Below are 17,461 nucleotides of genomic sequence, written 5' to 3' on the forward strand. Positions count from 1 at the left end.
TAATAATATGATGATTCCCTTTTCTAAATACTGAAAAGGGAATTGTTTTTTAGAGCCTTTTCTAAAACAGAAGTATCTTTTAGTAATACAGGATTTTTAAAAGCAGAAGCATGTCTTGTATGATGTACGTCAGAGCCAGTGTAATCAATCATACCGTCATTTAATAACTTTTCGCAAGTTTTAAAAACAGGTTTGCCATAATACCCTGTAGTAGATAATAAATTTATCTGGAATAAACACCCTGCTTTTTTTAGCTTTTCAAATTCTTTATAGTTATTATGGTAAGCATTATAACGTTCAGGGTGTGCTAATATAGGCTTGTAGCCTTTTAGCTGTAACTCAAATAAAATATCATACAGTTGCATTGGTGGGTTCAGGTAAGACATCTCTACCAATACATATTCATCTTTTATAGTAAGCAGTTCTTCATTTTGCAATAGCTTTAAAAAAACATCATCCATTAAATATTCAGCTGCTGCTTTAAAAGGAAGTTTAATGTCTTTATTTTTTAATAATGCTTTGGTATATTCTTCCTTTTGTAAAATATCATCTTTAGTATTGTTCCAAACTCCTGTAAGTACATGAGGGGTAGTTATAAACTGAGAAAACCCATAGCTTGATAGTGTGTCAATTAGTTTCAGCGTATCTTCATTATTTTCAGCCCCATCATCAATATCAGGCATAAGGTGAGAATGAATATCTACATATCCATTAGGAATAATATCAGCTAAGCTGCTTTTATGTTTTTTCTTGAAAAAGAGCAAATTTGTTTTTTTAGAAATTTATACTGTAAAAATAATGCTTTCTCTTTTTATGTATAAATATAAAGGAAAGCTATGGTTTTTCAGGCTGACGTAAAACTCTTAATACAGTTACTACATTTAAAACAAGCAATGGTAGTATAATCACCAAGTGAGGTTTATTCAGCATAAATACCACATAAACTAGTAATGATAGAAAGTATAAGTAAGTAAATAGACTTATTATTTTTTTATTTCTGCCAAAACTAAGTAATCCTAAAATTAAAAATATTGGGTTTACTAATAAAGCATTATAGTTTTGTGTTAGTTCTGAGTGGTATGAGAATAAGCCTATTACACAAAAGAAAACGCCAATAAATCCAACTAGTAATAAATAAGTGATACGTACAATTTTATGTTTAGTAAGAAATAATAATAAGACTGTAACTAATATAAAGCTGTAAAAACTATTCCAAAATGAAAATGGAACTTCTTTATCCTTCCCTTGATATACTGTTTTAATGGGCTCAGATAGTGGTTTATCATTAATTACAGTATTGCTAACCCCTTCCATTAATTCGTTAGGTAAAAATAGCTTGTCGGCTGTTTTATCTGTTTTATAGCCAAACATTAAGTTTATACCTAGTTTTTCATAGAAATGACCATCTAAATAGTTGTATAATATTTCCCGGTTAGTCATTCCTTTATCTGACGTTTCCATAGATATATCGCCATCTATATTATCAGCAATAATATCAGCCACCATAGTGGTGCAATTCCTGTCAATAAACTTATAAGTATAAAAGCGTCTGTCGGAAGATAATATGGCATTAAGTTCGTTAGCAATACCTTGCTTTTGCGACTGACTTAAATTAAGCTCTTGCTCATAAACAGTTCTTTGGTAATATTCATATTCGTATATAAAATCTCTGTAGGATGCTACAGATACATAGTATTGTAAATCGCCCTTAACAAACTTTAAATAAAAGTTTGGAGTGCTAAAATCAAATGTGCCAAAGTTGTAAACAGTGTCTATTCCTCTTAAAGGGTCATATACCCTTATCGCAGTATGACCAAAAGTAGCATAAAGTTCCTCTCCTGTACCACAAGTTAATAAAGAAACAGAAGCCCTGTCAGATAATGGAATTTGTTGTGCTTGTAATTTCTGGAAGGGTAATAACAGGCAAAATAATAGTAGTGTTAGTAATTTTTGGCTTTGCATCGGGTAATAATTTTTTACCGGATAAAGGTACCTAAATCTACTTTAAGTGAAAAGATATTTGAATATAACGCAACACTTTGGTCACCAATATCGGTAAGGGCATAATCCACTGCTATACCTTTGTATTTAAAGCCTAGTCCTATATTAGGCTGAAAACCTATTTTCTTGGTATTATCAATTTGTTCTACATTTTGGAAATTGCCGACACCGCCCCTAACAAAAACAAGGTCTATATAACCAAACTCAAAACCTAGAGCAGGGTCTATACTAACAATGTCAGATGAAATAATATCATTTGTTTTTGCAAAACGCATGTTTAAGTTAGCAGCAGCTAAAATACTGTAGTCATAATGTATAACAAACTTTTTAGCAAAACCAAGCTGAGCTTTTGGTAGAGTAATTTCAGTAGTTTCCGGTAGGTCTTGATTTTCTCCCGGTACAGCATCACTTATAGTAGCAAATTCATCTTCGTTAATATTCCATACATTATAAGTAGTAGTAATATCTCTTAGCATTAAACCCACCTTCCAGTCATTTCGGGTTTCATACTGTATGCCAATATCAAAACCAAAACCCCAAGAGTTGGCAAACTCACCAATTACACGGCGTATAACTTTTGCATTTACACCATAATTAAGTCCGTCAAGCGGAAGTGAGCGTGCATAAGATACCGTTACACCATAATCAGCTGCTGAGAATAAACTGATACGGTTATAATCTATATTACCCTCGCTATCTATAAGTTGAGTAGTATTTAATATATCATCTACACCAAAGCGGATTACAGAAACTCCAAATGCTGAGCGGTCATCAATAGGCATAGCAAAGCCTGCATAGTCGTACTGTGCTATATTAGCAAAATAACTCGCGTGCATTAAGGCAACTTGTTGGTCTTCTACTTTAAGAAGCCCGGCAGGATTCCAGTATCCTGAGTTTACATCTGCTGTTTGGGCAGTAACTGCATTGCTCATACCGAGAGCTGCTGCATCAACACCTATATTCATAAACTCATTAGAGTACTTTCTAATAGCTTGACTATAAGTTAGCGTGAATGTTAAAATGAATAAAACTGAAAATAACTTTTTCAAAGCGTTTAATTTGTGCAAATATTGCATAAAAATCTTAATTACTAAACTCCATTTCAATTAACTTATTGTGTTAACTTTGGGCTTACTAAATTTAGAAGTCAATGGCTGTAAAGAAATATATTCCTAATTTATTTACATTACTTAACCTTTTTTCGGGGCTTATAGCACTTGTCTATGCTTTTCACAGCGATTTTAAAATGGCTTTTGTGTGGGTTTGTGCCGGTATTTTCTTTGATTTTTGGGATGGCTTTTTAGCACGTATTTTAAAAGCACAAAGTCCTGTAGGTTTACAACTGGACTCGTTAGCAGATATGGTAACCAGCGGTGTTGTGCCGGGTGTTGTTGTGTATAAGCTCCTATCTATTTCATACGGTATAAGCAGAAGTATGGATTTAGGAAATGACTTGTTATTGAGATATGTACCTTATTTAGGCTTTGTAATTACACTGGCTTCGTGTTACAGGTTAGCAAAGTTTAATGTAGACACCCGCCAAACGGAATCGTTTATAGGTTTACCAACACCTGCAAATGCATTATTTATATTAAGTATACCGTTAGTATTAGAGCAGTATTACCCTAGTGGATTTATTTTTGAGACATTAGCGAATCCTTATGTGTTAATTGGTATTTCTTTTTTAAGTGCATATCTTTTAAATGCTGAGATACCGCTTTTTTCGCTAAAAGTAAAATCATTCGAATTTAATAAAATAAAACTGCAAGTATTCTTTTTACTGTTATGTATAGTGCTAATTGTTTTCCTGAAATATCTTGGGGTAACACTTAGTATTTTAAGTTATATAATACTTTCTGTAATTAATAATAGCCTCGCTAAAAAAGAAGCTAAAGTATAATGCCACCTGCATCTAAAAAGAAAAATATAACCAAACCAAGAGTAACCCAACGCAAGAAAGTAAAGAAAGAAACTTCTGTTTGGGTAAAAATAAAGTATTGGCTTATTTTTCTTTTTGTAGCAACTTCAATAGTGCTGGGGTATACATATAGGCATGGTATTTTATATTATTTAGGCTTTAAACCCTTACATGCCGAGACACTAACTAAAGAAGAGCGCAAACTGGCAGACCTCCGCATATATGAAATAGTAGGAAGACATAAGGATAAAGTTTTTGGTTTGGATATCTCCGAATATCAAGGGAAAATAAACTGGCAGGATTTACAAAAAGCAGAGGAGGAGTTCCCGCTACATTTTATATTCATACGTGCTACGGCAGGTAATGACAGGACTGACCTACAGTTTAAAAATAACTGGAGAAAAGCAAAAGCCAATGGATATATAAGAGGGGCTTATCATTATTACCGTCCTGATGAAAACTCACTGGAGCAAGCTGAAAGATTTATTAAAACGGTAAAACTTCAAAAAGGAGATTTACCACCTGTACTGGATATCGAGAAACTACCGAGAGACCAAACTCTTGAGAGTTTAAAGCTGGGGTTACAACGTTGGTTAAGTAGGGTGGAGTCACATTACGGCATTGAACCTATTATATATAGTGGAGAAAGCTATTATACCGACTTTTTAAAAGCCGAGTTTAGTGGGTATAAACTATGGGTAGCCAACTATAGTGTTTTTGGAGAAAAGATTAAAAGCGACTGGCATTTTTGGCAGTTTACTGATAAAGCTCAAATAAAAGGTATAGAAGGAAATGTAGATGTTAATATCTATAATGGCAGTTTGGAAGAGTTGATGAGAGAAATTATATCTGAAAAATAAATAGTGTATAAACCTAATTGCTCAATTCTTTTTTTAATTTAGGACTCTAAATAAATATATATGAATAAAATTTTATTTTTCTTCTTAGCCTGTATTCTTTTAGGTTGTGCCTCTTCAGGTACTGCAACATCAAAAGTGGCTGATGATTATGGTTATTCTGAAAGTAATCCTATTAAAGTTGGAGGCTTTTCCAATGGTCCTGCTAATGAAAGAGCGTACTTACAAAGATTAAGAACAGTAGACGGTAAGTCAATTTCTTTTGAAAGGCGAGGTAGTTGTTGTATGTTCGAAACTAAAAGCTCTCCTTTTGGCGGAGGTATGCTTGATATATATGAAATTAAAGTAAAAGGAGATACGGTTAAGAAAATATTATACTTAAATATGTATGATAAGGGTAAACTATATGCTCCTAAAGGTTTTGTTTTAAAATAACGAATTAGAAGGTTTCCTCGTCTGGTATTTCAGGCGAGTCAATCTTTTGCTGGAAGTCCAGTTTCTTTTTACGTAACTCAAAGTTTTGCCCTAAGTACACTTTACGTACCATTTCGTCCTGTACCAGTTCCTCCGGTACACCGGCTTTTAATATACCACCTTCAAACATAAGGTAGGTTTTATCGGTAATGGCAAGTGTTTCCTGTACGTTGTGGTCTGTTATAAGTATACCTATATTTTTGTTTTTAAGCTGGGCTACAATACGCTGAATATCCTCAACCGCTACAGGGTCAACCCCCGCGAAAGGTTCATCAAGCAGAATAAATTTAGGGTCTGTAGCAAGAGCACGTGCTATCTCGGTACGTCTACGCTCACCACCGGATAAAAGGTCACCTCGGTTGGTGCGTATATGTTGTAGTGAAAATTCATCAATAAGCGATTCCATTTTAGCTTCCTGCTCTTGTTTAGAGAGTTTAGTAAGCTGTAGTACACTCATTATATTATCCTCAATACTTAACTTTCTAAAAACAGATGCTTCCTGAGCAAGATAACCAATACCGTGTTGTGCCCTTTTATACATAGGGAAATCGGTAATCTCCATGTTGTCAAGGTAAATTTTGCCGCTGTTAGGTTTTACTAAACCTACAATCATGTAAAAAGAGGTGGTTTTACCCGCACCGTTAGGACCCAAAAGCCCTACAATTTCCCCTTGCTTAACCTCAACAGAGATGCCTTTTACTACGCTACGACCTTTATATTTCTTTATTAAATTATCTGCTCTTAAAATCATGTTTTTTCTTTTTGTTGCTATTCGCTTTTTGCAGCATTAGCTTCCAGTGCTTCCCAAAACTCGTATGCTCTTCTCAGGTGTGGTATTACAATAGTACCGCCCACAAGCGTTGCAATACTTAGTGCTTCCATAACCTGTTCCTTGCTTAAACCTTGCTTGTAGCAGGTTTCCATGTGATATTTTACACAATCATCACAACGTAATACTGCCGATGCTACTAAACCAAGCAGCTCTTTAGTTTTTACGTCAAGAGCACCCTCTGCATAAGCATTAGTATCAAGGTTAAAGATACGTTTTATAACCTTATTATTATCTGCCAGTAATTTTTCGTTCATTTTCTGCCGGTAGTCGTTAAACTCCTGTACTGCATCAGCCATAATTATTCTGTTTTAGCTTTTCTGTTCATTCTCGCAGAAATAAGAATACTTATTTCATATAATATTACCAATGGTATTGTTACTATTGCCTGGCTTACAATATCCGGAGGTGTTACAATAGCCGATATAATTAGCATAGCTACATAAGCATAACGCCTGTATGTTCGTAATGTTGTAGCAGTAACAAGCCCTATTTTAGACAGGAAGAATATTATAATAGGTAACTCAAAAACCAAACCACAGGAAATCGCAGTTGTTTTAATAACACTGAGGTAAGAGTTTAAGTCAATATCATTTTTAACTACATCACTAATGTTGTAATTACCTAAAAAATTTAGCGATAAAGGCATAATTACATAGTACCCGAATACTACCCCCATAAAGAATAGTAGTGAAGTGAAAATTATAAATGAAACAGCATATTTTCTTTCTTTTTCATATAGTGCGGGACTTATAAACTTCCAAAACTCCCAAAGTATAAAGGGGAAGGCAAGAATAAAACCTACTGTTAAGGCTGTCCATAAATCGGTGCTGAACTGCCCGTCCAGCGTGCGGCTTTGTATTTCAAACGGAAGTTCTTCCATACAAAAGCTCTTATCGAAATCATACTTATTGGCAAGATCACAAAAAAACTGATAGGTGATAAAATCGCCTCTTTTCGGAGCAAATATAATTTCATCAAAAATAAAATCGCTGAAAGTAAAGGCTATACCGGCACATATTATAATTGCTATAGTACTGCGTACCAGTAACCATCTTAGCTCTTCTAAGTGATCCATAAAGGACATTTCCCCCGGACCTTTTTTTGTTTTCTTTGCCATTTAGTTTATATAATTCCTTCTTTTAAAATATCGTGTAGGTGCAGTACTCCTTTGTATTCTCCCTCATCAGCCACTACAAGCTGAGTGATTGAAAAGTTTTCCATACGGTTAAGAGCATCTACAGCCATATCGGTAGTTTTTATTGTTTTAGGGTTTTTGGTCATAATATCCGCAGCGGTTACACCCGCTATATTATCGCGGTCGTTAAGCATACGGCGTATATCTCCATCTGTAATAATACCCACAATTTTATTATTTTCCAAAACTGCTGTTACCCCAAGCCTTTTTTCTGATATTTCTACAATAGCTTTTTTAATGCTGCAATCAGGGCTAACCTGAGGTTTGTGTGTATCATCAAGCATATCGCCTACGCGTAATAATAACTTTTTACCTAATGCACCACCAGGGTGATACTTAGCAAAATCTTCCCCTTTAAAGTTGCGTACTTCCATAAGGCATACTGCAAGTGCGTCACCCAATACCAGTTGAGCAGTTGTACTGTCAGTAGGAGCCAGGTTGTTAGGGCACGACTCTTTTTCTACATACGCATGTAATATGTAATCAGATTCTTTACCTAAAAAAGAGTTTTTATTGGCGGTCATACCTACTAGTATATTACCGAAACGCTTTAAAAGCGGAACAAGTACTTTTATTTCAGGGCTGTTACCACTTTTAGAGATACAAATAACGACATCATCAGGTTGTACCATGCCTAAATCACCATGAATTGCCTCGGCGGCATGTAAAAATAAAGAAGGTGTTCCTGTAGAGTTAAGTGTAGCTACAATTTTAGATGCTATTATAGCACTTTTGCCTATGCCGGTAACCACTACACGCCCTTTGCAGTTATAAATTAGTTCTGTAGCTTTGGCAAAGTCATCTGTAAGATATTGCGCTAAGCTGGCAATACTCTCACTTTCAGATAATATTGTTTTCTTGGCAGATGCCAGTATTGATGCTGTATTTGTCAAACTTTGTTACTATTTAAAAAGTTGTGAATATTAAAGATTTTTGTATCTTTAGGTTCTGCAAATTTATGTAAATTACGATATAATAAATAATGGATTCAACCGAAATTGACTTACATAAAGAGTTAAAAAAATATTTTGGTTTTAACAAATTTAAAGGACTTCAGGAAGATGTTGTAAAAAGTATAATTTCCGGTCACAATACTTTTGTTATAATGCCCACAGGTGGCGGAAAATCATTATGTTATCAACTACCCGCTTTAGCTTTAGATGGGACTGCTATAGTAGTTTCACCTCTTATAGCCCTGATGAAAAATCAGGTAGATGCTATAAGAAGTCTTTCTGATGAACCGGGAGTTGCGCATGTATTGAACTCCTCTTTAACAAAATCTGAAGTAAATCAGGTTAAAAACGATATAACTTCAGGGCTTACCAAACTGTTATATGTTGCTCCCGAGTCTTTAACTAAAGAAGAATATGTTACTTTCCTAAAAGGAGTAGACCTTTCTTTTGTAGCTATTGATGAGGCACACTGTATTTCAGAATGGGGACATGACTTTAGACCTGAGTACAGAAACCTTAGAAATATTATAAGGCAACTGGGTGATATTCCTATTATAGGGCTTACTGCTACAGCAACCCCTAAAGTACAGGAAGATATACTTAAAAACCTTGATATGCCTAATGCTAATGTGTTTAAGGCATCATTTAACAGGGCTAATCTGTTTTATGAAGTACGCCCCAAAACAAAAAATGTCGAATCAGACATTATTCGTTTTATAAGGCAGCACAAAGGCAAGTCGGGTGTAATATATTGTCTTAGCCGTAAAAAAGTAGAGGAAATAGCTCAGGTGCTACAGGTAAACGGCATTAGTGCTGTGCCTTATCATGCCGGGCTTGATGCCAAAACACGAGCAAAACATCAGGATATGTTCCTTATGGAAGATGTTGATGTTGTGGTGGCTACTATTGCTTTTGGTATGGGTATAGATAAGCCTGATGTAAGGTTTGTAATACACCATGATATTCCTAAATCACTGGAAAGCTACTATCAGGAAACCGGTCGTGCCGGTAGGGATGGTGGTGAAGGACATTGTTTAGCTTACTATTCGTATAAAGATATAGAGAAGCTGGAAAAATTCATGTCCGGTAAACCAATAGCCGAACAGGAAATAGGGTATGCTCTATTACAAGAGGTAGTTGCGTATGCGGAAACGTCTATGTCGCGCCGAAAATTCTTGCTCCATTACTTCGGTGAAGAGTTTGATGAAGTAAATGGCGAGGGTGCTGATATGGATGATAACACCCGTACTCCTAAAAGTAAAGTAGAAGCAAAAGACCAAGTGGTTACCTTATTGGAAACCATTAGGGATACACGACAGTTATATAAAGCCAAAGAACTGGTATTTACACTTATAGGAAAGGTAAATGCTGTTATAAAATCACATAAAACAGACTCTCAACCTGTATTTGGTAAAGGTGCTGCTTTTGATGATAAATATTGGATGGCTCTAATCAGGCAAACACTTGTAGGTGGTTTAATTTCAAAAGATATTGAATCCTACGGTGTGGTAAAGCTGACAGAAAAAGGAGAGGATTTTATAAAGAACCCTACTTCTTTCATGATGACGGAAGACCACACCTATAGTGAGCAGGATGACGAGAAAACCATAACAGCAGCTAAATCTTCAGGTGCTACGGATGAGGTTCTTATAGGTATGCTTAAAGACCTTCGTAAAAAAGTAGCAAAGAAGTTAGGAGTACCACCTTTTGTAGTTTTCCAAGACCCATCATTGGAAGATATGGCGCTTAAATACCCTGTAAGTGTTCAGGAGTTGAGCAGTGTGCATGGAGTAAGTGAAAGTAAAGCAAGAAAGTACGGTAAAGATTTTGCATCACTTATAGAGCGTTATGTAGAAGAAAATGATATAATGCGTCCTGATGACCTTGTTGTAAAATCTACAGGAGCAAATTCAGGGTTAAAGCTGTATATCATTCAGAATATAGACCGAAAATTACCTTTAAATGACATAGCAGGTGCAAAAGGACTTGATATGGAAGGATTACTAAAGGAAATGGAACAAATAGTATATTCGGGAACTAAACTGAATATTAATTATTGGATAGATGAAATTTTAGATGACGAGCAACAGGAAGAAATTCACGATTACTTCATGGAGTCGGAATCAGATAATATAAAAGCTGCACTTGAAGAGTTTGATGGTGATTATGATACCGAAGAACTTCGCCTAATGCGTATTAAGTTTATTAGCGAAGTGGCTAATTAATTTCAGTATTCAGTTGCAGTTTACAGTAAAAAAGCTCGGTAATATTATAGATTACCGAGCTTTTTATTTCTAACCTTCATACACTTCGCCTCTGTGGGGTTTTAAGGCATCACGAACAGTAATCATATCGCTTTCGTTTACTACCATCCAGGCTATGGCATGCATATCAGTTATTTCCTCAAAGCCGGTAATGTTTAGCGGAAGTTTTTCAATTTGTATGTATTCCTTCAGGTGAATTTCGTGGTGCTCGGCAGTTTTTGCTCCTGCAGGACCTCTAAAATCCCATATTAGTTTTATTTGTCGCATCAGTCTGTATTGTTTGTAAAAGCAAAGGTAATAAGTTTATAAGGCTTAGTGTATAACTAAAAATCTGTATTTTTGAGAACAACCTTATTTTTATGAAAAGAATTATACTTGCAGCATTATTTGCTACCACTATAACATCAGCACAGGAATTAACTATTGAACGAGCTAATGGGCTTGCAGGCTTACCTTTAAAATGCATGCAACAGGAGTATCCTAATAAACTAAGTCAGCTTTTAGCGGATTCAACAGAAATAGCCAACCCTAAAACCTTACATCCTGCTTTTTATGGTTGTTTCGACTGGCATTCATCAGTACACGGGCATTGGAGTTTGGTGTACCTGTTAAAACATTTCCCTGAGTTAGAAAGAAGAGAGGAGATAATCAGTAAGCTGCAAACGAACCTTTCAAAAGAAAATATAGCACAGGAAATAGCGTATCTTAATAAAAAACATAATAAATCATACGAACGTACCTATGGTTGGACTTGGCTCTTAAAGTTGCAACAGGAGTTAGATACGTATAACAAACCTTTTGCACAGGAACTGGCTAAAAATCTGCAACCGCTTACCGATATTATAGCAGAACGCTATATTGAATTTTTACCAAAATTAAACTATCCGCAGCGCGTAGGTACGCACACCAATACTGCTTTCGGGATGTCATTCGCGTGGGACTATGCAGTGCATGCTAATAATCAACCGTTACAAAAGGCAATAAAAGATAATGCCCTTCGATTATTTGAAAATGATAACAATTGCCCGTTTGACTGGGAGCCGAGCGGTACCGACTTTTTATCGCCATGTATGGAAGAAATAGGTATTATGGAGCGCATTTTACCTGAAAAAGTATTTTTAAAATGGTTAAAAGATTTTGCTCCCAAGTTATTTAATAAGGATTATACTTGGAAACCAGGAGAAGTGTCAGACCGTAATGACGGGCATTTAGTACATTTGGATGGGCTTAATTTTAGCCGTGCCTGGAATTTTTACCGTTTGGCAAATACATACCCTAAACAATTTACACACTTAAAAAAGCTGGCAAATCAGCATTTGCAATATTCCTTACCCGCTATAGTAGATGGTAATTATGAAGGGGAACATTGGTTAGCTTCGTTTGCATTACATGCTTTTGAAGAAAAAGGTAAATAGCCGTATTTACTGCTTACTTTCAATTTTTTTGAACGATAATTAACAGCCGTTCAACACGTTGTTGCTGTATAATTCGGTAAATTTGTTAGACAAAATGAATTGTTATGGCAGCAAAAAAAGCAAAAATCATTACCAAACAAGATATAATAGAAAAATATACCGACTATTGCCTTGTAAACGGAAGTCAGCCGGCTACGGTGTATAAGTTTGCAAAAGACAATAGTTTTGAAGAAGCAGAGTTTTATAAATTCTTTACTTCGTTTGATGTACTAGAGCAGGAGTTTTTTAATGAAATGTATAGCTATACAATAGAAATGCTTGAAAAATCTCCGGCTTATTCAGATTTTGAAGGTACACAAAAACTATCAGCCTTTTATTTTACGTTCTTCGAGTTGGCTACAGCAAACCGCAGTTTTGTGATCTACCTTATAGGTAACGGAAAATCAAGACTTCAAAACCTTTTAAAATTAAGAGGATTGAGAAAGTCGTTTATCGCTTATGCTAATGAAGTATTAGAAAAGCCGATAGAAATAAAAGTAAAAGATGCTGAAAAGCTACAGGAAAAAGCATTGCAGGAAGGTGCTTGGTTACAGTTCCTTTCAATCTTTAAATTTTGGCTGGATGATACTTCACCAAGTTTTGAGAAAACAGATGTATTTATCGAGAAATCGGTAAAAGCGTCATCAGACCTTGTGTATAATACGCCGTTAAACAGTTTGCTTGATTTGGGTAAGTTTATCTGGAAAGAAAGGTTTACCACCGCTTAAAACCCTTTGTTTATGAAACGATTAGATTCTATACCCACAAAAAAAATTGACAGGGTATCAAAACTGGTGTCTACAGGTGTAAAGATAGGTGGGAACTACCTAAAGTACTACGGTAAAAAAATGGTAAACCCGGAACTTACTAAAGATTCTTTACATGAGGATAATGCATCTGATATATATGATGGCTTAAAAGAACTAAAAGGCAGTGCACTAAAAGTTGCCCAAATGCTAAGTATGGAAAAGAACTTACTGCCACAAAGCTATGTGGAGAAGTTTTCGCTAAGTCAGTTTTCCGTACCGCCATTATCAGCACCATTGGTTATAAAAACATTTAAAAAATATTTCGGTAAAGAGCCACATGAACTATTTGATGAGTTTAGTGCCGAAAGTATAAATGCTGCCAGTATAGGGCAGGTACATAAAGCAAAGAAAGACGGTAAAGAACTTGCTGTTAAAATTCAGTATCCCGGAGTACGCGACAGCATAGGCACTGATATTGCTATGGTAAAACCTATTGCTGTACGTATGTTTAACCTGCAAGGCACAAGCGATGAATACTTTCAGGAGATTGAATGTAAATTGATGGAGGAAACCGACTATGCTTTGGAATTAGAACAAAGTGAATTGGTACGAAAAGACTGTGCTGTGCTGGAAAACATCCGTTTCCCTAAGTACTATCCTGAATTATCTTGCGAAAAGATAATTACAATGGACTGGATGCAGGGGCAACATCTTTCGGAATGGTGTAAAGGAGAGCATACACAGGAGGAAAGAAATAAAGTAGGGCAGGCATTATATAACTTTTATATGTATCAAATACATGGTTTAAAGAAGTTTCATGCCGACCCGCACCCCGGTAACTTTTTAATAGATGAAAATGCCAACCTTATTGCTATTGACTTCGGTTGTATGAAGAAATTACCGGAAGATTTTTATGTGCCGTATTTTGAAATGATACAGCCTGAAACAGTAGATAATGATAAACTTTTTAAAGAGAAACTAATAGAGCTAGGTGTTCTACATAAAGAGGACAGTCCCGAAGAAGAGGCTTTTTTCTTCGCTATGTTTAAAGAGCTACTGTCTATATTTATAGAGCCGTATAAGCATGAAAAGTTTGACTTTGGTAAGCCTGATTTCAGTAATGCTATTGCTGCTTTGAGTGAAAAGCTGGCAAATGACAAGGTTTTACGAAAAATGAATAACAACCGAGGTTCTAAACACTTTATATATGTAAACCGTACTTACTTTGGTTTGTATAGCCTGCTGTTCGATTTAAAAGCAGAGATAAACATTTACGATTTCGAAAAATATCTTTCATCATAATAATTGTTAGTAAATTTTAATTGAAGAAGCCCGACAGTTGTCGGGCTTTTATTTTATTAATTTAGTATTGAGTAAAAATTATAAACCTTTTGTAAAAAAGGCGGGTTACTTCTGTTTAGCCGAAGTAATTTATTATTTTTGAAAGCTATTAAAAGGTATATGGCAGAAGAAAAAGTAATATTAGTAAACGAAAAGGATGAACCAATAGGGCTAATGCCTAAAATGGAAGCACACGAAAAAGCACTTTTGCACAGGGCTTTTTCTATATTTATAATAAACTCCAAAAATGAAATTATGCTGCAACAACGTGCAGCAGCAAAATACCATTCTCCGCTGTTATGGACAAATACTACATGCAGTCACCAGCGCGAAGGGGAGAGTAACATTCAGGCAGGGAACCGCAGGCTTATGGAGGAAATGGGTATACAAGCAGAACTAAAAGAGCTTTTCTCATTTATATATAAAGCACCATTTGATAACGGGCTCACCGAGCATGAGTTTGACCATGTAATGATTGGCTATTATGAGGATGCTCCTAATATTAATCCTGATGAAGCGGAAAGCTGGAAATGGATGGGTATTGACGAAGTTAAAGAAGATATGCGAGCAAATCCTGATATTTATACCGCTTGGTTTAAAATAATATTCGATAAATTCTATCATTATATAGAAGATCATAAAAATGCAATATGCAAATAATAACCATTGCACTATGAAGGTAACCGTAAGCAGAAAAGCACATTTTAATGCGGCACACAGGTTATATAGACCGGACTGGACGGAGGAGCATAACGATGCTGTTTTCGGGAAGTGTAATAACCCAAACTTTCACGGGCATAACTATGAGCTTATAGTAAGCGTAACGGGAGAAGTAGACCCTGATACCGGTTATGTTATCGATATGAAAGAGCTTAAAGATATTATATATGCTGAGGTTGAGGAGGCTTTTGACCATAAGAATCTGAATATGGATGTTCCGGAATTTAAAGACCTTAACCCAACAGCAGAAAATATAGTTGTAGTAATATGGAATAAGGTTAGAAAATGCATAAGCAGTGATAAAGACCTTGAAGTAGTACTATATGAAACACCCAGAAACTTTGTAACCTATAAAGGAAAATAATATGGAATTGTACCCGTTACTTTTTACCCCTATTTTAAAAGACAGGATATGGGGCGGAACAAAACTAAAAACAGATTTAGGTAAAGATATACCTACCCAAACTACAGGAGAAAGCTGGGAACTATCAGCAGTAGACGGCGATGTTAGTGTAGTTTCAAACGGGGCTTATGAGGGTAAAGCACTTACCGAACTGATTGAAACGTATCCTGATGCTTTATTGGGTGAAAAAGTACACAAACAGTTTGGGAGTAAATTCCCTTTATTGTTTAAGTTTCTGGATGCACAGCAGGACTTATCTATACAAGTACATCCTGATGATGAGTTGGCTAAAAAACGCCATAACTCTTTCGGGAAAACAGAAATGTGGTATGTAATGCAGGCTGATGAAGGAGCAAGAATTATTGTGGGCTTTAAAGAAAAATCAAGCCCTGAAGAATATGTTGAGCATTTAGATAACAAAAACCTTATTGAAATACTTAACGAAGTAGAAGTAAAAAAAGGAGATGTTTTCTTTTTAGAAACCGGTACTATTCACGCTATTGGTGCGGGTATAGTTATAGCAGAAATACAACAAACCAGCGATATTACCTACAGAATATACGACTGGGATAGGGTAGATGCTAACGGTAATTCGCGTGAGTTGCACGTAGAGCAGGCACTTGATGCTATGAACTACGAAACTACCGATACTAAAAAAGAATATACCAATGTAATTAATACTGCTAACGTAATGGTAGATTGTCCTTATTTTACAACTTCTTACTACCCGTTAACAGGAGAAGCTACAGAAGAAAAAGACGGACATAGTTTTAATGTATATATATGTACAGAAGGTGAATATACTTTTATAGCAGGCGGTAAAGAGCACCAATTTAAAAAGGGTGATACTATATTAGTACCTGCTGCTTTAAAAAACTATACGCTTAAAGGAGATGCTACCCTTTTGGAAATATGTATTAAAGAATAGTTTTAGAAAAAGAATTAGTTGTAATTTTGCGTCGAAATTTTAATAAAGATAAATATGGCAAGTGTTAGAAATTTAAAGAAGGATATTAACTATGTTTTCGGAGAAATCATAGAGTCAGTTTACATTTGGGAAATGGCAACTACAGGTAAGCCAACAAAAGAATCTGATGCTTTAATTGATGAAGCTATTACTACTTTTGATGCTCTTATCAGAAAAGTAAACGAAAAAAGAAATGTTGAGAATAAAAAAGAGCATTTTAAGCAGATAAATAAAGAATTGGAAGAGTCTGCAAGACAATTAGTTGATAAAGTGAACGCGCTTTAATCAAAAAAAAGTTATAAAAATTGCACATTTTTTTTTGGAAATTTGGGTAACAGAACTATATTTGCACCCGAGTTGAGACGCCGGTGTAGCTCAGCTGGCTAGAGCAGCTGATTTGTAATCAGCAGGTCGTGGGTTCGAGTCCCTCCATCGGCTCAAAAATAAAAACGCTTCAGGTAACTGAAGCGTTTTTTTATTGCTTTATATTTTCTTTTATTCGCTTTTGGCAGCTTCTACAGCTTTACGGCGTTCGGCTATATACTCCGTTAAAAGTTCTCCGTAGTATGATTTTGCTACTTTAGGCGACATGCTTTTTTGAACAGTATCTAAGTACACTATATTAACATCGTTTACTTCTGATAGTACTAAATAAGGAGCAAGTTCATAATCACCTTTATTAATAGCGTAGTTAACAGTAAAAAGGTATCTCTTTTTAAGCAAATTTTCCATTTGTTTGTCAATACTGTCTTTAATAGCTGTATTTCCTTCTTTCTCAGCTTCCATACTTTGTTCTAAAAGCTCTAAATTTTTGTTTGTAAAGCGACTTTTCATTTTCAAGTAGTCCTCATACATTTTATGATTTTCAGAGCCTGTAATCTTAGCTTTTGCAAAAAAGTTTTCGTTAGTACTGTTTATAGTCATTTCTCCCGGCTCTGCAAAAAACGGTAAACTGTTATCTATAGATTTTGTTTGTCCCCTGTCTAAAAATAGGTATAACATTTCAGGACCGTCAATATTCAGGTAACTGTCAAACGTAGCGTCTCCGTTTACAATAATGCTGTCCAGCGTGGTAAGGGTAGTATCCCTTAGTTGTTGTATATAGAGTTTACCTTTTTTAAGTCCTTTTATTTCACCTGTAATGTGCAGGTTACTATCAGGATGTTTTTCTTCGTTATTACAGGCAGCTACAATAAATAGCAGGGCAAACAGGCTTAAAGCTCTTTTCATAAATAGAAGTTGTTATTTTAAATTTTCGCAAAATAAGCAAAATAATAATTGACAGGGAAATAGCGGATACTAAAAAAAGCTACTCATTGAGCAGCTTTTTTGT

The 17,461-nt window shown here is 35.3% G+C and carries 20 protein-coding genes and 1 tRNA gene; 12 read left to right on the top strand and 9 right to left on the bottom strand.

Annotation, left to right across the window (positions count from 1 at the left end; genetic code table 11):
- Window positions 1-23: 23 nt before the first annotated feature.
- From IEW45_RS05190 to IEW45_RS05200, 3 genes are all read right to left on the bottom strand, one after another.
- The gene (locus IEW45_RS05190) at window positions 24-764 is read right to left on the bottom strand and encodes a tyrosine-protein phosphatase (protein WP_188620166.1); all 741 of its coding nucleotides are present in this window, start codon (window positions 762-764) and stop codon (window positions 24-26) included.
- 70 nt (window positions 765-834) lie between these two features.
- Window positions 835-1,962, bottom strand: a complete 1,128-nt coding sequence (locus tag IEW45_RS05195) for an Lnb N-terminal periplasmic domain-containing protein (protein WP_188620167.1) — start codon at window positions 1,960-1,962, stop codon at window positions 835-837.
- Window positions 1,963-1,976: 14 nt separating this feature from the next.
- Window positions 1,977-3,050: a putative type IX sorting system protein PorV2 gene (locus IEW45_RS05200; protein WP_444542657.1), complete on the bottom strand. Its 1,074-nt coding sequence runs from the start codon at window positions 3,048-3,050 to the stop codon at window positions 1,977-1,979.
- A 101-nt stretch (window positions 3,051-3,151) separates the two neighbouring features.
- Between IEW45_RS05200 and IEW45_RS05205 the strand changes: the two genes are divergently transcribed.
- Genes IEW45_RS05205 through IEW45_RS05215 form a run of 3 tightly spaced genes read left to right on the top strand, consistent with a single transcriptional unit; the run spans window position 3,152 to window position 5,211 of the window.
- Window positions 3,152-3,901, top strand: coding sequence for a CDP-alcohol phosphatidyltransferase family protein (locus tag IEW45_RS05205; RefSeq protein ID WP_188620168.1), 750 nt, complete (start codon window positions 3,152-3,154; stop codon window positions 3,899-3,901).
- Window positions 3,901-4,779 carry a glycoside hydrolase family 25 protein gene (locus IEW45_RS05210; protein WP_188620169.1) on the top strand — a complete coding sequence of 293 codons (879 nt, stop codon included), beginning with the start codon at window positions 3,901-3,903 and terminating at the stop codon, window positions 4,777-4,779. The genes IEW45_RS05205 and IEW45_RS05210 overlap by 1 nt, the downstream gene beginning before the upstream one ends.
- A 60-nt stretch (window positions 4,780-4,839) precedes the next feature.
- Entirely contained in the window at window positions 4,840-5,211 is a 372-nt protein-coding gene (locus IEW45_RS05215; protein WP_188620170.1) for a 2-dehydro-3-deoxyphosphooctonate aldolase, read from the top strand.
- 4 nt (window positions 5,212-5,215) lie between these two features.
- On the opposite strand, the gene lptB is transcribed toward IEW45_RS05215, so the two are convergent.
- The 4 genes from lptB to IEW45_RS05235 are packed head-to-tail and all read right to left on the bottom strand — an operon-like array spanning window position 5,216 to window position 8,170.
- A complete protein-coding gene (lptB, locus tag IEW45_RS05220; protein WP_188620171.1) occupies window positions 5,216-6,001 on the bottom strand; it encodes an LPS export ABC transporter ATP-binding protein in 786 nt (261 codons plus the stop codon).
- A gap of 17 nt (window positions 6,002-6,018) precedes the next feature.
- Window positions 6,019-6,378 carry a carboxymuconolactone decarboxylase family protein gene (locus IEW45_RS05225; RefSeq protein ID WP_188620172.1) on the bottom strand — a complete coding sequence of 120 codons (360 nt, stop codon included), beginning with the start codon at window positions 6,376-6,378 and terminating at the stop codon, window positions 6,019-6,021.
- Between the two features lie 2 nt (window positions 6,379-6,380).
- On the bottom strand, window positions 6,381-7,199 hold the full coding sequence (gene tatC / locus IEW45_RS05230) for a twin-arginine translocase subunit TatC (protein ID WP_188620173.1): 819 nt from the start codon (window positions 7,197-7,199) through the stop codon (window positions 6,381-6,383).
- A gap of 5 nt (window positions 7,200-7,204) precedes the next feature.
- Entirely contained in the window at window positions 7,205-8,170 is a 966-nt protein-coding gene (locus tag IEW45_RS05235) for a KpsF/GutQ family sugar-phosphate isomerase (RefSeq protein WP_188620174.1), read from the bottom strand.
- Window positions 8,171-8,259: 89 nt separating this feature from the next.
- Here IEW45_RS05235 and IEW45_RS05240 point away from each other — a divergent pair, with 89 nt between their 5' ends.
- On the top strand, window positions 8,260-10,455 hold the full coding sequence (locus IEW45_RS05240) for a RecQ family ATP-dependent DNA helicase (protein ID WP_188620175.1): 2,196 nt from the start codon (window positions 8,260-8,262) through the stop codon (window positions 10,453-10,455).
- Window positions 10,456-10,524: 69 nt separating this feature from the next.
- Here the strand turns inward: IEW45_RS05240 and IEW45_RS05245 are convergent, their stop codons facing one another.
- The gene (locus tag IEW45_RS05245; protein WP_188620285.1) at window positions 10,525-10,764 is read right to left on the bottom strand and encodes a hypothetical protein; all 240 of its coding nucleotides are present in this window, start codon (window positions 10,762-10,764) and stop codon (window positions 10,525-10,527) included.
- A gap of 89 nt (window positions 10,765-10,853) precedes the next feature.
- Between IEW45_RS05245 and IEW45_RS05250 the strand changes: the two genes are divergently transcribed.
- The 8 genes from IEW45_RS05250 (at window position 10,854) to IEW45_RS05285 (ending at window position 16,566) form a co-directional block, all read left to right on the top strand.
- Window positions 10,854-11,909: a DUF2891 domain-containing protein gene (locus IEW45_RS05250; protein ID WP_188620176.1), complete on the top strand. Its 1,056-nt coding sequence runs from the start codon at window positions 10,854-10,856 to the stop codon at window positions 11,907-11,909.
- Window positions 11,910-12,013: 104 nt separating this feature from the next.
- Window positions 12,014-12,676, top strand: a complete 663-nt coding sequence (locus tag IEW45_RS05255; protein ID WP_188620177.1) for a TetR family transcriptional regulator C-terminal domain-containing protein — start codon at window positions 12,014-12,016, stop codon at window positions 12,674-12,676.
- 12 nt (window positions 12,677-12,688) lie between these two features.
- Window positions 12,689-13,999, top strand: coding sequence for an ABC1 kinase family protein (locus tag IEW45_RS05260; RefSeq protein WP_188620178.1), 1,311 nt, complete (start codon window positions 12,689-12,691; stop codon window positions 13,997-13,999).
- A gap of 159 nt (window positions 14,000-14,158) precedes the next feature.
- The gene (gene idi / locus IEW45_RS05265; protein WP_188620179.1) at window positions 14,159-14,698 is read left to right on the top strand and encodes an isopentenyl-diphosphate Delta-isomerase; all 540 of its coding nucleotides are present in this window, start codon (window positions 14,159-14,161) and stop codon (window positions 14,696-14,698) included.
- A 13-nt stretch (window positions 14,699-14,711) separates the two neighbouring features.
- The gene (locus tag IEW45_RS05270; protein ID WP_188620180.1) at window positions 14,712-15,122 is read left to right on the top strand and encodes a 6-pyruvoyl trahydropterin synthase family protein; all 411 of its coding nucleotides are present in this window, start codon (window positions 14,712-14,714) and stop codon (window positions 15,120-15,122) included.
- A gap of 1 nt (window position 15,123) precedes the next feature.
- Window positions 15,124-16,089, top strand: coding sequence for a type I phosphomannose isomerase catalytic subunit (locus tag IEW45_RS05275; protein ID WP_188620181.1), 966 nt, complete (start codon window positions 15,124-15,126; stop codon window positions 16,087-16,089).
- A gap of 54 nt (window positions 16,090-16,143) precedes the next feature.
- On the top strand, window positions 16,144-16,413 hold the full coding sequence (locus IEW45_RS05280; protein ID WP_188620182.1) for a hypothetical protein: 270 nt from the start codon (window positions 16,144-16,146) through the stop codon (window positions 16,411-16,413).
- Window positions 16,414-16,492: 79 nt separating this feature from the next.
- Window positions 16,493-16,566, top strand: a tRNA-Thr gene (locus IEW45_RS05285).
- 57 nt (window positions 16,567-16,623) lie between these two features.
- On the opposite strand, the gene IEW45_RS05290 is transcribed toward IEW45_RS05285, so the two are convergent.
- Window positions 16,624-17,358: a DUF4369 domain-containing protein gene (locus tag IEW45_RS05290; protein WP_188620183.1), complete on the bottom strand. Its 735-nt coding sequence runs from the start codon at window positions 17,356-17,358 to the stop codon at window positions 16,624-16,626.
- Window positions 17,359-17,461 lie beyond the last annotated feature (103 nt).

The organism is Flavobacterium suaedae, assembly GCF_014642915.1.
Lineage (GTDB): Bacteria > Bacteroidota > Bacteroidia > Flavobacteriales > Flavobacteriaceae > Flavobacterium > Flavobacterium suaedae.